At 55.1% G+C, this 13,097-nt stretch carries 14 protein-coding genes and 2 tRNA genes; 4 read left to right on the plus strand and 12 right to left on the minus strand.

From position 1 onward, the window contains the following. Positions 1 to 142: 142 nt before the first annotated feature. The 5 genes from HMPREF1986_RS02050 to HMPREF1986_RS02075 form a co-directional block, all read right to left on the minus strand. A complete protein-coding gene (locus tag HMPREF1986_RS02050) occupies positions 143 to 1,237 on the minus strand; it encodes a YkvI family membrane protein (RefSeq protein ID WP_021773077.1) in 1,095 nt (364 codons plus the stop codon). A 107-nt stretch (positions 1,238 to 1,344) separates the two neighbouring features. Next, on the minus strand, positions 1,345 to 2,661 hold the full coding sequence (gene grdB / locus HMPREF1986_RS02060; protein WP_081688416.1) for a glycine reductase complex selenoprotein B: 1,317 nt from the start codon (positions 2,659 to 2,661) through the stop codon (positions 1,345 to 1,347). 79 nt (positions 2,662 to 2,740) lie between these two features. Then, positions 2,741 to 4,027, minus strand: coding sequence for a sarcosine reductase complex component B subunit alpha (grdG, locus tag HMPREF1986_RS02065; RefSeq protein WP_009216312.1), 1,287 nt, complete (start codon positions 4,025 to 4,027; stop codon positions 2,741 to 2,743). A gap of 85 nt (positions 4,028 to 4,112) precedes the next feature. Further along, positions 4,113 to 4,535 (minus strand): GrdX family protein, encoded by a 423-nt coding sequence (locus HMPREF1986_RS02070; protein WP_009216311.1) that lies wholly within the window; start codon positions 4,533 to 4,535, stop codon positions 4,113 to 4,115. Positions 4,536 to 4,820: 285 nt separating this feature from the next. Continuing rightward, complete coding sequence (locus HMPREF1986_RS02075) at positions 4,821 to 5,693, minus strand: LysR family transcriptional regulator (RefSeq protein ID WP_021773080.1); 873 nt, start codon at positions 5,691 to 5,693, stop codon at positions 4,821 to 4,823. Between the two features lie 276 nt (positions 5,694 to 5,969). Between HMPREF1986_RS02075 and HMPREF1986_RS02080 the strand changes: the two genes are divergently transcribed. Both HMPREF1986_RS02080 and HMPREF1986_RS02085 read left to right on the plus strand, forming a co-directional pair. After that, positions 5,970 to 6,545, plus strand: a complete 576-nt coding sequence (locus tag HMPREF1986_RS02080) for a DUF3841 domain-containing protein (RefSeq protein WP_021773082.1) — start codon at positions 5,970 to 5,972, stop codon at positions 6,543 to 6,545. Beyond that, complete coding sequence (locus tag HMPREF1986_RS02085) at positions 6,532 to 7,092, plus strand: DUF3841 domain-containing protein (RefSeq protein ID WP_021773083.1); 561 nt, start codon at positions 6,532 to 6,534, stop codon at positions 7,090 to 7,092. Before HMPREF1986_RS02080 ends, HMPREF1986_RS02085 begins: the two co-directional genes overlap by 14 nt. A gap of 109 nt (positions 7,093 to 7,201) precedes the next feature. Here HMPREF1986_RS02085 and HMPREF1986_RS02090 read toward each other — a convergent pair. From HMPREF1986_RS02090 to HMPREF1986_RS13070, 3 genes are all read right to left on the minus strand, one after another. Continuing rightward, a tRNA-Ser gene (locus HMPREF1986_RS02090) sits at positions 7,202 to 7,289 on the minus strand. Positions 7,290 to 7,316: 27 nt separating this feature from the next. Beyond that, a tRNA-Leu gene (locus HMPREF1986_RS02095) sits at positions 7,317 to 7,401 on the minus strand. A gap of 117 nt (positions 7,402 to 7,518) precedes the next feature. Next, positions 7,519 to 7,734, minus strand: a complete 216-nt coding sequence (locus tag HMPREF1986_RS13070) for a hypothetical protein (protein WP_021773084.1) — start codon at positions 7,732 to 7,734, stop codon at positions 7,519 to 7,521. A gap of 130 nt (positions 7,735 to 7,864) precedes the next feature. Between HMPREF1986_RS13070 and HMPREF1986_RS02105 the strand changes: the two genes are divergently transcribed. Continuing rightward, positions 7,865 to 8,137 (plus strand): type II toxin-antitoxin system Phd/YefM family antitoxin, encoded by a 273-nt coding sequence (locus HMPREF1986_RS02105; RefSeq protein ID WP_021773085.1) that lies wholly within the window; start codon positions 7,865 to 7,867, stop codon positions 8,135 to 8,137. Further along, positions 8,037 to 8,435 carry a type II toxin-antitoxin system RelE/ParE family toxin gene (locus HMPREF1986_RS02110; protein ID WP_330365111.1) on the plus strand — a complete coding sequence of 133 codons (399 nt, stop codon included), beginning with the start codon at positions 8,037 to 8,039 and terminating at the stop codon, positions 8,433 to 8,435. The genes HMPREF1986_RS02105 and HMPREF1986_RS02110 overlap by 101 nt, the downstream gene beginning before the upstream one ends. Before the next feature lie 115 nt (positions 8,436 to 8,550). Here HMPREF1986_RS02110 and HMPREF1986_RS02115 read toward each other — a convergent pair whose 3' ends face one another. The 4 genes from HMPREF1986_RS02115 to atpC form a co-directional block, all read right to left on the minus strand. Continuing rightward, positions 8,551 to 8,946, minus strand: coding sequence for a hypothetical protein (locus HMPREF1986_RS02115; RefSeq protein ID WP_036598886.1), 396 nt, complete (start codon positions 8,944 to 8,946; stop codon positions 8,551 to 8,553). Between the two features lie 159 nt (positions 8,947 to 9,105). Continuing rightward, positions 9,106 to 10,656, minus strand: a complete 1,551-nt coding sequence (locus HMPREF1986_RS02120; RefSeq protein ID WP_021773088.1) for an LCP family glycopolymer transferase — start codon at positions 10,654 to 10,656, stop codon at positions 9,106 to 9,108. A 103-nt stretch (positions 10,657 to 10,759) separates the two neighbouring features. Beyond that, positions 10,760 to 12,370: a phosphoenolpyruvate carboxykinase (ATP) gene (gene pckA / locus HMPREF1986_RS02125; protein WP_036598899.1), complete on the minus strand. Its 1,611-nt coding sequence runs from the start codon at positions 12,368 to 12,370 to the stop codon at positions 10,760 to 10,762. Between the two features lie 317 nt (positions 12,371 to 12,687). Next, on the minus strand, positions 12,688 to 13,095 hold the full coding sequence (gene atpC, locus HMPREF1986_RS02130) for an ATP synthase F1 subunit epsilon (RefSeq protein ID WP_021773091.1): 408 nt from the start codon (positions 13,093 to 13,095) through the stop codon (positions 12,688 to 12,690). Between the last annotated feature and the right edge of the window lie 2 nt (positions 13,096 to 13,097).

Genomic DNA, 13,097 nt, shown 5'->3' on the forward strand with positions numbered 1-13,097 from the left:
GAAAAGGCACTCCTCACATTTTCATTCCTTGCCCCTGAGGAGATGTCTTAGGGTCCTGCCGGCCGTTCCCGGACGGCGGACCTTTCTTTTATGAAGGATTATGATTCCACACTGCCTTTACTGTCAAGAGAAAGTTTCCGGATCAGATCTTTTTGCTGCTCATCCTGCTTCGGATATCGTAGACCAGCATGAAAGCGATCAGGAGAAATCCCAGATAACCGTTCATCCCATAGAGGATATTGACAAGTCCCTTATAGGGGAGGAAGCAGGCGATAATGCATCCGACAGCTCCTCCTATGACAGTCAGGAGCTTGTACTTCTTCGTGCCCTCCGTCGCCACTCTTCCCACGCCGGTCCAAAGCAGCGGCACGGAAGTCGTATAGATTCCGCAGAAGATGATGACAGCGAGTGCCTGGGCGAGAAGCGGCGAGACTCTGGCCGCGAGGACCAGGGCCGGAATATCCGCGGTGGCCGTCATATCAATATGCATAATCAGCGCGACGCTCGCAAGAACCGCAGTCCCCATGATGAAAACAGTGGAGAGAAGCATGCCCGCGTTGACCTCAGAGAGCTTGTTCTTCGCTCCGACCTCCGAGAGGAAGGAGGCAAACCAGAGGATTACGAAGCCTCCGTAGGAGGCACCCGATGCGAAGGGATTTCCCCCTCCGACCTGGGCAAGCTCATATTTTCCCGCATCCACCGCCTGCAGATTCTCCTGGAAATTCCCGCCTCCCGTAAAGAGAGAAGCCGCGGAGACCACGATGATGATGACGATGATGAGCGGACCCAGCTTCCCGAGGGCATTCAGAATCCCGTCGAGACCGAAGATCGCGGTGGCGATGACAGCAATGGTCAGAATCACGGCGCCCACGCCGTTTGGAAGTCCCCACTGCTGCGAGGCCGTGGAATTGGCTCCGCCGCACATGACGATAAAGCACATATAGCAAAAGAATGCCGAAAAATAGTCGTAGAAGCTCCCGATATACTTCCCGCAGTAATGCTTATAGATGTCACCGCCCCTCTGGATCTGAAGCCGGGAGCCGTTGGTTGCGAAGGAGAGATTCGTGTAAATATAAATTACAGAGATTACGGCGATCACGATCGGAAGCCGAGAGCCATAGGAGGCCTCGTACTGCATGACCTCCTGCATGGTCGCAAAGCCCGCGCCGATGTAAAACGCGATACAGGCCCCGCAGAATCCGATAATCGTCATTAAATTTCGTTTTTTCCCGTCCATGTCATCCCTTTCCTGTCCCGGAGAGGATTCCGGGGTCCACGGGGCGGCCGGCACGCGCTCCTCCCCCCTGATCCCTCAGAGAGGAAGAGCGCGATAGATTGCCCCCTTTAAAAATCTTCCTCGAAAACTGTCTGCTCTTCGACCGGGACCGTCAGCGTCTTCAGCGCACGCCTCACAAGCCCTTCCCGGATCTCATAGCTCTTCTTCTCTCCGAGAGTCGGATTTCCCAGCGGATAGGGGATGCCGATAGCCGGGACAATCCGGTTCGCACCGATCGTGAGAGAGATCGGGACAACCGTACACACATGCACAACCGGGATTCCTGCGCGATCAATTTCCTTAACCATAGATGCACCGCATCTAGTACAGGTTCCTCACGTACTTACCATCAAAACCGCGTCGACTCCGTCCTCCTTTAAGAGCGGGATATACTCCTCCGCAAAGCGCTTCGAGGAATTGGTCGCCGTACCGGTTCCGGTGGTGGTGATGAAGTAGTCCGTGAGCTTTCCGATCACGCCCTCCTTCTCCAGCTTCCGGAGCGCGTCGACCGGGATGCACAGGTCCGGATCCTCCGTGATGAAGGCCCGGTCGTAGCCTCCGTGGATCGTCATGAAATCCTTCTTGTCCGCGTGATCCATGCCCGCGATCGAGTACTTGCCCCACTTCGTCGCGGAGGAGGACTCGATATGGTCCGGGTTCCCCTGGGGCACGACGCCGCCGGAGGTGATGAGCGCGATCTTCGCCTTCGAAAGATCCTTCAGAGGCGGAGCCGGAGCCACATGATCGATGACCGGCATCGGATAATCCGTATAGGTCTCCTCCCCCTTTATTTTCCGGACGAGAAGCTCCACCGCTCTCTCCGAGCCCCGGCGCTCATTGAAGTAGTTGACACGGATCCCCTTCTCAAGGTATCCCTCCTCCTTCGGCCCGAGCACTTCCTCGCCGTTTACAAGCTTCTTCAGAAGCTTCGCCATCTTCGGCGCCGCATTCCGCATATCCGCGGAGGAATCCTTCGTCTCGATGATGTAGATGTCCTTCCGGAACATATCGACGCCCGGGTTCTCCCGGTACATTCCGCTCACGACCGGGATCGAGAGCGCATCCTGCACGGCCTTCGCCATCGTGCCGCAGGCCACGCCGTAGCGCCCCGCATTGAAGGCAGGCCCCGCCACGAAGGCATCCGGGCTGAGGGGACGGATGAGTTCGAGAATCTCATCCACCACGCCGCTCTCGATATGAGAGCCAAAGTAGTTGTCCCCGCAGATCACCGTCGCGACGATCTGGAAGTCCTCCCCCAGCTCCTTCTGAAGGGCGAGTCCGGGTCCGATCGCTCCCTCTCTCAGCTCCGGGGCGATGTCCGCCTTCTCCTCGCCGCCGATGCCGGCGAAGAACTGGTTAATATAATGAACTATTTTTTTTGCCATATTCTATCTCCTTCCTCTCAAAAGTTCCGAAAAGTCCCGGGGCGCGCTTTTCCGGCCCGCCCGGCTCCGCGTCACTTCCTTAATACCCTCTCGCGCAGAGCTTGTTGAAGCCGTTCGCGATGGTAGAGGCGATGATGATCTGAATCTCCGCGTCGAAGCTTCCGTCCTCGTTCTTGCATCCGACCCAGCCGCCGATCTGCATCTCGATAAAGTCCTGCGTGCCGATGAGCCGATCCATCGCCGGGAAGTGGATGACCACATTTCCGTTTCCGCAGGAGATCATGGTATCCGCCTCCTTGCACACGTCCGCGAGGGAATAGGACTTTCCGTCTCTTCCGGGGAATTCGTCGGTGATGATAACGACCTTCGTCCCGCGCTGCGTCGTTTTCTTGCAGTTCATCATGAGATCGGTATCCGGATTGCCGTAGCCCTCCTCCGTGAGGAGCACTCCCTCGAGCCCCAGATACTCGCAGAGCTTCGAGGTCATATCGGAATGTCTCTCCTTGTCCATCAGGAAGACATTCTCGTTGGTCAGGATCACGCCCATGAAGTTCACGGTCTTTCCGTGCTGCCGGAAGAGATCCTCGATGACCGGATTATGAAGGTGGTGGTAGGTCGTCACCTTGTCACAGGGCGCCACGCAGTTTCCGGAGATGATGGCTCCGTCGAAAATCTCCTCCGGATACATGATGGTCGGCACGATCTGCTTCGCGTCCACACCATAGTAGTAGGTGTCGTGGAGGAGTCCCTGGCTCTGCAGCATGTGGATATATCCGACTCTCGGAAGATCCGGATACTGCGCTGCCTGCTCCAGGAGCGGCTTTGTCTCGAAGACCTCGGTCTCATCCGGCGTCTGATCCTTCAGAGCCTTCGCGAGATAGGTCGCGGCGCTGAGTCCCGCCATGCGGCCCGCGCTCTCATAGACATGGGTCTCCAGACCCTCCTTCGGCTCGATCACGACGCAGACATTCTGCGTCTTCGAGAAGGGGCAGTACTCCGCCGCAGGCCCGCTCATGTCGATGACTCCCTCCTGGAAGCCCACGATCTTTCCGACCGTGACGACGCAGAGGCCGTCCATGCAGTAGGTCTTTCCGTGTCCGACCTCCGTGACCTTTCCCATGACGCCGGGGAAGACCACGCCCGGTCCCTCAACCTTGAGTCGGGGCTCGATGACGTCCTTCACCGGCGTGATACGGACAGACTCCCCGGGATGGGCGAGCTCCACATGGCAGTCGATCAGACGATCATCCCGGAGCACCAGCTCCCGAAGCTCATCTGCATTGACATAGAGAACGCCGGAGCGAATCTCCGTCTTCTCTCCGAATTTCACATCGTGGATATGGATTTTTCCCAGTTCAAGCTTCATACATTAAAAACCCTCCTTGGCTTTCAAGAAACTGTTTCCATGGTTCCTCTATATCTATAACCCCGGCTGGGTTAAAGAACGGATTTTATTGATGATTCAGTATCATCTGGTGAAGGAGAGAGCTGTTCAGAGCGGATTCGATGACCGAAAGGTCAACCGTCTGAAAATCCCGGAGCGCCTTCTCCGTCCAGCGCGGCGCCTGCATCCCCCTGGTAAACTTGTCCACAGCCGCGATGGCCGCCTCGATCAACTCGATCTCCCGCTCCTCGGACTCCGCGGCTCTCCCCTTCGAGAGAAAAACCGTCTTATAGGGACACTGGTTCGGCTTCAGATTGCTCGCCTGGGGATGCGTCATCAGATGCCAGCCCCGGTGGATCAGATCCCTCGCCCGGACGAGGACATCCCGGAAGCTGTCCTCCTCATGGTAGGAAAGCTCGATGTCCCGGTCCTCCCGGTATTTCTCCGCCGCCATCGGATTATTGCTGAGAAGCAGATAGATTTTCTCCATCCCCGTCCTCCTTATTGATATTCTCTATAAATCTATGTATCTATTTTAATGCCTGAAAAGTTGAATAGGAAGTTGGGATTTTTCAATGCTGACTTGAGAAATTTTCATGATACATAATTTTATGCTGATATAGAATTGTAAAAAAACACAAATTAAACAAGGGAGATCCCCCTTGGAAATAGCGGCAAAGTCAGACTCCCCTCCGTAGGTTTCGGATCGTTTCCGGCACTCTAAAAAGGTCCCGTCCGAATGGCCGGGACCTTATCTTCAAACAGATCCAAAGATTTAAAGCTTTGGGATGATTTCCTTCGCGTAGCTGATAAAACGCTGCGCCGCCGGAGAACTGCGGTTCAAATCGCTGACCGCGATCCCCAGCTTGATATACTGCGGAGGATCCAGCGGGAGAAGGCAGAGATGGTTGAGTCTCCCCTTCGTGATGAGCTCATTCATGATGAGAACTCCGAGCCCCTGCTCTACCAGGCCCATCGCGGAATAATTCTGGATCGTCGAGATAGAGCTGTGGATTTTCAGATCCCGGGATCGAAGCAGGTTCTCAACGTCGAGATCAGCCCCATAGGCCGGCATGATAAGCGTCTCCTTCTCCAGCTCCCGCAGGGAGATAGAGGAGCGGGACGCGAGAGGGTGAGAGCAGGAGACTGCCACCACCATGGGATCCTTCTTCAAAAAAATCCAGTGATAGGGGAGGGAGGGCTGATGGCTGAAAAACGCGAGATCCGCCCGGTTTTCCCTGAGATAGGAGTCCAGATCCTGCCAGACCCCCTCCATGATCTCGATCCGGATCCCCGGATAATCCGCGTGAAAGCGCGATATGACGGAGGGAAGCCACTGACAGGCGATGCTTGCGTAGGATGCGATCCTGAGCTCCCCGCTGCTGAGGCCATGGATCTCCGATACCATTTGACGAAACTGCTCCTCAAAGCTGCACTGCGCCCGGAGAATCGGGATCAGTCTCTCCGCATTCCTGGTCGGAGTGACGCCGCTCTTTGTCCGGATCAGAAGAGGAAAGCCCACCTCCGATTCGAGCGCCATCATCATATGACTGATCGCAGAGGGGGTATAATCAAACTGCGCGGCCGCATTGGCCAGACTGCCGGAATCCACCGCATGTAAAAAGACCTTCGCCTTTATGATATCCAAAGCATCACCTCTCGATCCGCCGTCAGAGCCGAAGAATATAATTAAGCGCCTGCGCGCTGTTTTTCCGTCTGCCGCCCCGGCATTTTACGATCAATCCCCCGCATTGCTCCGAGAAACAGAAACTCAGCCTGTGGGACGAAAAGACGAGGGAGCTATCCGTTAAAAGTATAGCATAGATTCCCTCTTTGCATAAGGGGCCGCTCTCCTGTATAATCATGGCAATTTCAGGGAGGAGAGGGCAGATTTTCGCAGAGGACAGGGAGGAAAAAAGCTAAGATGAAAGGGATGGCGCAGGAGGGGAAGCTCCGGGTCTGGACCAGGCAGCATGAAAATGTCTGGAAGCTCCTAGAGGAGAAGGGGCGCTACACGGCAAAGCGCTCCTGCATCGCCCTGGATATGCCGGAATTCTCCGAGATCCTGCTGAGAGCCTACGACTGGCTTGTAAAAAACAGCCCGGCCGCTTCCGAGAAGCCCCGGGACGCGGACTATCCGATCTGGCTCTCCTTCGATGAGGACACGGTCATGCTTCCGGGAGAGAAGGAGCTTGTGCTGGAGCTCGAGGTCGAAAGCAGTCTCATCACGCCGATCCATATCACAAAATGGGGAGAAATCCTGAACTACTCCTATCTCCCGGAGAATGCGGAGGACGAAAGACGGCATCGGGAGCTCCTCCGCCTACGCGGGATTGACGACGCAAGAGCTGTCATGACGCAATTCTACCCGGAGATCCGAAGAGAGATCATGGAGAGCTGGAAGCGCCTCTTCGATGAGGAAATCCTCTTCGGAAGCCGTCTGTACTATGGAAATATATGGGAAATCCGAAGGGAATGGGTCAAAAATGTGCGAAATTGAACTCTACAGCTCTCAGACGGAGCAGGTCCTTTCGATTCTGGAGCGGGACGGCGTCTGCTGCTCCCGGGCGGAATATGTCAGAAAAAAATATGGAGAGAGCGCGGAAATCTTCCTCCTCGCCTACAGCTCCTTCGTCCGAGAGGCGGAAAAGCTCCTGCCAAAGCCGGAAAAAGCGGAGTATCCCTATTGGGCCTTTCTCGACCCAAGGAGTGTCGATCTGTCGGGAGGAGGAGTCCTGAGCCGCCTCCTCGTTCCCGTCAGCGAAGTTCTCTTCTTCGACGCATGGGACTGGTACAAGGTCCTCCGTCTCTCCTATATCGGAGAGAACGAGGAGGAGGAAAAGGCATTTTCCCGGGAGCTCTCCCTCAGGGGGCTCGACAGCAATAAGGTCATGCTGAGCTCCTTCTACCCGGAGTGGAAGGAGAGAATCCTGAAAAGCTGGTCCCGGCTCTTCCGCTTTGACCCATTGATCCGCTCCGGCGACTACAGCTGTGTCCACAGCGTACAGGCCGCTCTTTGGATGCTGAAAAAAGAGTGGCTCCGATAAACCCGTCCGGAAGAAAAGGATCAGATGCCTGATCCACGGAAAAAGGCACAGCTGGAGGATACAGCTGTGCCTTTCCGCCGCAGATCTTAATGCTTTTCAAAATCATTCACGGAGATGCAGGGATTTGAACCCTGGCGCCGCTCACACGGCCTAAAGCATTTCGAGTGCCTCCCCTTCAGCCTCTTGGGTACATCTCCATCCTCTTCGGAGGTCTCCCTCCGAGCTGCCGGCAACCGGGATCGAACCGGTATGGGATTAAGTCCCGCAGGATTTTAAGTCCTGTGCGTCTGCCTGTTCCGCCATGCCGGCAATCCGGCTCCCACAGATCGCCGCAACGGGAGAATCATACTAAAAAGCGGGATCTTTGTCAAGGCGTATCCGACTGTGCTACAGTGGTGTTGTATCATAAATCTTGACACTTCTCATTCACGGATTTAAATAAGAAATCAGGTGAAGATGGAGGTCAAAATGGCACAGAAAAAAGTTTGCGACAAAGAGTTTAAAGTCCAGACCGTAAAGCTCGGTCGGGAGATCGGCTTCAGCAAGGCAGGGGGGTGCGGTTCCACGCTTCGATGCTTCCGGTGCATTTCTCATAGTCTTCAATGCGTTCTGATATCCTATGTATCTTGATTTTCTTGCCATCAAATCCTCCTTGAAAAAATAGCAGATGCCAGAGTGGTTTTTTCTCTGACATCCGCTCCATTCCCTGCAGATTCTTTATTGTGATTATGATAAAATAATGATAATATAACGATATAAAGGAGGTGCCGCTATGATCAACATTCGTCCTGTCTCGGATCTCAGAAATAAATTTTCAGAGATTGAGGAAACGGTTATTCATTCCAATGCGCCTGTGTTTCTTACAAAGAATGGTTATGGAACGATGGTGCTCATGAGTATTGAACAATACTCTGAGCTCACAGATAACATCGAGCGGAAACTGGATGAGTCTGATGCCGCTGCGGAACAAACCACCGTTCGGTACTCTGCATCCGAAGTCTTTGGCAGAGCAAGGAGCAGAATTAATGAGCACGCAAGGGTATAAGCTGTCATTTCTTCCTCTCTTTGAGAAAGACCTGGACGAAATCACGGACTATATTGCAAGCCATCTGCAAAACCCAGATGCCGCGCTCCGGCTGATTGATGATATTGAAATTGCGATCAATAAACGGCTTGAGACTCCGCTTGCTTTCGCACCCTATCCGTCATCAAAAAGCAGACCACATCCTTACTACCGAATCAATGTGAGAAATTTTTCAGTATTCTACATTGTCATTGGCGACACAATGGAAGTTCGCCGTGTCCTGTATGCCAAACGTGATCTTGACAGCCTGTTGAAATAGTTACGATAGTTACAGTAATAATTTCCCAATCTGCCGGACTATAGCTAGCCGGCAGGTAATGGATTCTTCCGCGGACGGCCACGCGGACGTTTCGGCTTCATAGTTGCCGGGTCCTTCAGTTTGGGCTTGCGCCCACGCTTCTTAGGTTCTGGTTTTGGAATCGGTTTGGATAATCCAAGAGCCTCCAGCTCAGCAAATACGGTCTTGAGGATATGCCGTCGTCTGTTGCTGGTTCGGTCGGGGAATCCATCCGTCTCCATGCAGAGGAAAGATCGTCCATCAGTTCTGCATAGGACATGTTATCGAGAAGGCCGGCTTTCCCTGCCTTCCTGATGATCCTGCAGGTGGCAACTGTAGAGAGGAAGTTGATGAACTCGTTTCCCATCACAGAAAAGTCGCCCTGGCAGTCGGTGTGGTCCAGGCATTCATCGTTCTTGTAACGGTTGAATACCACTTCCAGAAGCCACCGCCCTTGACGGTCCGAATTTTGGGAAAGTATTAATGAATTCATCCTCTGCTTTTCTGAGATTTTTAATGCCTGCTGTTTCAAACTGCTGTATACTGTTAAACATAGAGAACGCCTTTCGTGATTTGGTTTAGTTTGGTCGCTAAATACTTTATCACATCAATGGCCGTTCTCTATTTTATTGTCTGAGCTATCGCCGGTCGACTATGTGGACTGCTCCTGCTTCTTCGCATAGGCCGCGCCGGGTCCGGCGGCGTCATCGCCGGGATCCTCTGCGGAGATCTCTCCCTTCTGCGCGTCGCTCCCGGACTTTTCCCCTTCCTTCCGCGAAGCTCCGCTCTCCTTCCTCTCCTCCTCGCTCTTTTGCTCTTTACTCTCCGCACTCTTTTGCGCCGTGCTCTCTGTCTCTCTCTCCGCTTCTCCGCCCTTTCTCTCTTCCGTCTCCTTCTTTTCCGAAGAGGCAGCCGTTTCCTTAGAGGGCGCCGTCTCCTTCTTCTTCGGCTTCTCCGACTTCTTCCCCGCCTGTCCGTTCTCTCCGGCTGCTGTCTCCGCCTTTTGCTTCTTCTTCCCGCCTTTTTGATCCTTCTTTCGGATACTGCCTCCGCCGGTTCCCGCTTCCTCGGCATCCTGCCCTGCCTTGGTCAGTCCGCTCACCTTCCCGATGTGCGCACTGATCTCCTCCACGGCAGCGGACGGCTTATAGTCATCCACACCGTAGAGCATTTTGTGGAGCTCTGTGACATTGGAGCTTAGGGTCGTCGGGACGACGCAGTCCAGCTTCCCGATGTTCTTCGTCTCCCGGGAGAAGGGGAAGCCCCGGGTCTCCGCAAGCTGATAGCTCTTCGCCCGCACGGCGAGAGCGCTGATCTCTCCGATCCCCATGCTGGTGGAGATCTCCGGGAAAACGGAGCGGGCGACATTGATGAGGACGGCGGGGTTCGCCTTCTTTGCCTTATCCATAGCAAGGCTTAAGACCTTTCTCTGCCTCGCGGTCCGGTTAAAGTCCGTATCCATCAGGCGGAGCCTGCCGTAGGCCACGGCCTGCACGCCGTCCAGGTGGTTCATCCCCGCGTGCTCCAGCTGAACGGAGCCGATCCCGGTCGATTCCACGGTCTCCGTGATAAAGGCATTGATATAAAAGAATTCCGCATCGCTGATCTCGAGATCCACCCCGCCGAGCGCATTGATCGCCTTTGCCACTGCGGCCCAGTTGAAGCTCACATAGTCGTCGATCGAGAGATCCAGATTTTTTTCCAGAGCCTCCAGCGCCTGCTTGTGTCCTCCCTTGAAGAAGGCCTCGTTGAGCTTATGGTATTCCTTCTCCCCGATCTTCGCGTAGGTATCCCGGAAAACAGAGACGAGCTCTATCCGCCCGCTCCTCCTGTCGAGGCTCGCCACCATGATGACATCCGAAAGCGCCCCCGCTTCCAGCTTCCCATCCCGGGAATCCACACCGAAAACCGCGAGTGTCCAGTAGCGCTTTCCGAAGTAGGGGGAGAGAAAGCTCCAGGCGAGATAGGAGAGAAGGAGACAGAGAAACAGGAGGAGAAGCGGCTTTAACACTCTCCCCCTCCTCTTCCCTCTCCCCCTCCCCGGCGCAGCAGGGCGGGCATGAGAGGAATAGGGTCGACGCGGGGGATCCTCCGAAAAATCTCTCCCGCGCTCCGGCTCCTCCATGCGCAGCTTTTCCCTCTCCTCATGCCTCGCGGAGGGCGCCGTTCGGCGTCTCCGCTCCTCGCTCTCTTCTCTTTTCATCCCCAAGCTTCCTCAAAAAGGCCTGCCGCCCCCGCCCGCTTTCCAAAGAAAGAGGCGGGAGGCGGGACGGCGGAAATATTTTTATTTTCCGAAGGATCGGATTCTAGCGCGTCTCCTTCGGCCCGGCGGAAAGCAGTGCCCTTCCGGCCTCGCTGCTCTCGTATTTTCTGAAGTTTTTCACAAATCTCCCCGCGAGGTCGAGCGCCTTTTTCTCCCACTCGGAGGCATCCCGGTAGGTATCTCTCGGATCCAGAATCCCGGAATCCACCCCCGGAAGGGCCGTCGGAACCTCAAAATCGAAGTAGGGAATCCTCTTCGTCTCTGCCTTCAGGACCTCCCCGTTCAGAATCGCATCGATGATTCCCCTGGTATCCCGGATGGAAATCCTCTTTCCGGAGCCGTTCCAGCCGGTGTTCACAAGATAAGCCTTCGCGCCGCTCTTTTTCATCCTCTTCACAAGCTCCTCCGCGTATTTCGTCGGGGGAAGCTCCAAAAAGGCCTGACCGAAGCAGGCGGAGAAGGTCGGGGTCGGCTCCGTGATGCCGCGCTCTGTGCCGGCGAGCTTCGCGGTAAATCCGGAGAGGAAATAATACTGCGTCTGCTCCGGGGTCAGGATGGAGACCGGCGGCAGCACGCCGAAGGCATCCGCGGAGAGAAAGATCACATTCTCCGCGGCCGGAGCCATGGAGACCGGCCGGACGATCTTCTCGATGTGCTCGATCGGATAGGAAACCCGGGTGTTCTCCGTCACGGACTTGTCCGCAAAGTCGATCCTGCCCTCTTTATCCAGCGTGACATTCTCGAGGAGCGCATTTCTGCGGATCGCACGGTAGATATCCGGCTCGGACTCCTTGTCGAGATTTATGACCTTCGCGTAGCAACCGCCCTCGAAGTTGAAGATGCCCTTGTCGTCCCAGCCGTGCTCGTCATCTCCGATCAAAAGACGCTTCGGATCTGTGGAGAGCGTCGTCTTTCCCGTCCCGGAGAGACCGAAGAAGATCGCAGTGTGCTTTCCGTCCAGGTCCGTGTTCGCGGAGCAGTGCATGGATGCGACGCCCTTCAGAGGCAGGTAGTAGTTCATCATGGAGAAGATGCCCTTCTTCATTTCTCCGCCGTACCAGGTATTGATGATGATCTGCTCCCGGCTCGAGATATTGAAAAGGACTGCAGTCTCAGAGTTCAGGCCGAGCTCCCGATAATTTTCAAGCTTCGCCTTAGAGGCATTGTAGACGACGAAGTCCGGCTTAAAATTCTTAAGCTCCTCCTCCGTCGGATTGATGAACATATTCGTCACGAAGTGAGCCTGCCAGGCGACCTCCATGATGAAGCGGACCGCCATCCGGGTCTCCTTGCTGGCACCGCAGAAGGCGTCCACGACGAAGAGTCTCTTTCCGGAAAGCTCCCTCTGCGCAAGAGCCTTCGCACTCCTCCAGGCCTCCTCCGTCGCCGGATGGTTGTCGTTTGGATAGCCCTCGCTGGTCCACCAGACCGTGTCCTTTGAGTTCTCGTCCATCACGATAAACTTATCCTTGGGGGAGCGCCCCGTGTAGATGCCGGTCATGACATTCACCGCCCCGAGCTCACTCAGCTGCCCCTTCTCAAAGCCCTCGAGTCCCTCCTTCGTCTCCTCCTTAAAGAGCATTTCGTAGGAGGGATTATAGACAATCTCCGTCGTATCCTTTATGCCATAGCTTCCAAGATCAATCTTTGCCATTTTCCCTAACCTCTTTTCCCTGATCCGCTGTGCTCCGCCCCGCCAGAGCGCGGGAGAGCGCGCCTGCTGCCAACTGTCTTTGAAAAAAAACATTTTTTTCTCTACTATTATACATAGAAAGTCCGGATTGTCATCAGCGAATTTGAAAATTGTCAGAAAATTCACAAATCATGATCCCCGCGGCTTTTCTCTTTTTCCCATCCAATAATGCGCCCCTGCGGGTGATCTTTTTCGCATGGATCCGCCTGAAAGGGGCTGTTCCCGCGAAAAAGGACTGCGCCGGGTCCTCCCGCCGCAGTCCGTATTTTAAGCATCGTCTATTTCGCCCCGGCGGTCTGGAGGCGGATCAGAGCGCGGTAGAGCTTCGCCTGCGCCCTCAGTCTGGCCTCCTCGGAGAGCCGCTCCTCCCGGAGCTTTTCCTCCGCCTTCCGCTTTGCCTCCTTCGCTCTTTCCACGTCGATTTCATCGCTCCACTCCCAGGTGGACGGGAGAAGATGGCAGCGTTTGTCCATCACGGACAGCATGCCGCCGATACAGGCGCCATGTCTCTCCGTCCCGTCCGGGAGGATCAGCTTCGCCGTCCCCATGCCGACCGCTGTGCAGTAATTCGTATGTCCCGCGAGGATCGCCACATCTCCTGCGATGGAGCGAAGCGTTACCCGCTCCACCTCATCCTCGAATTTCAGACCGTCGATCGAGACGATCTCCAAATGGAAGCTCGCCATCC

The sequence above is a fragment of the Oribacterium sp. oral taxon 078 str. F0263 genome (genome assembly GCF_000469565.1).
Lineage (GTDB): Bacteria > Bacillota > Clostridia > Lachnospirales > Lachnospiraceae > Oribacterium.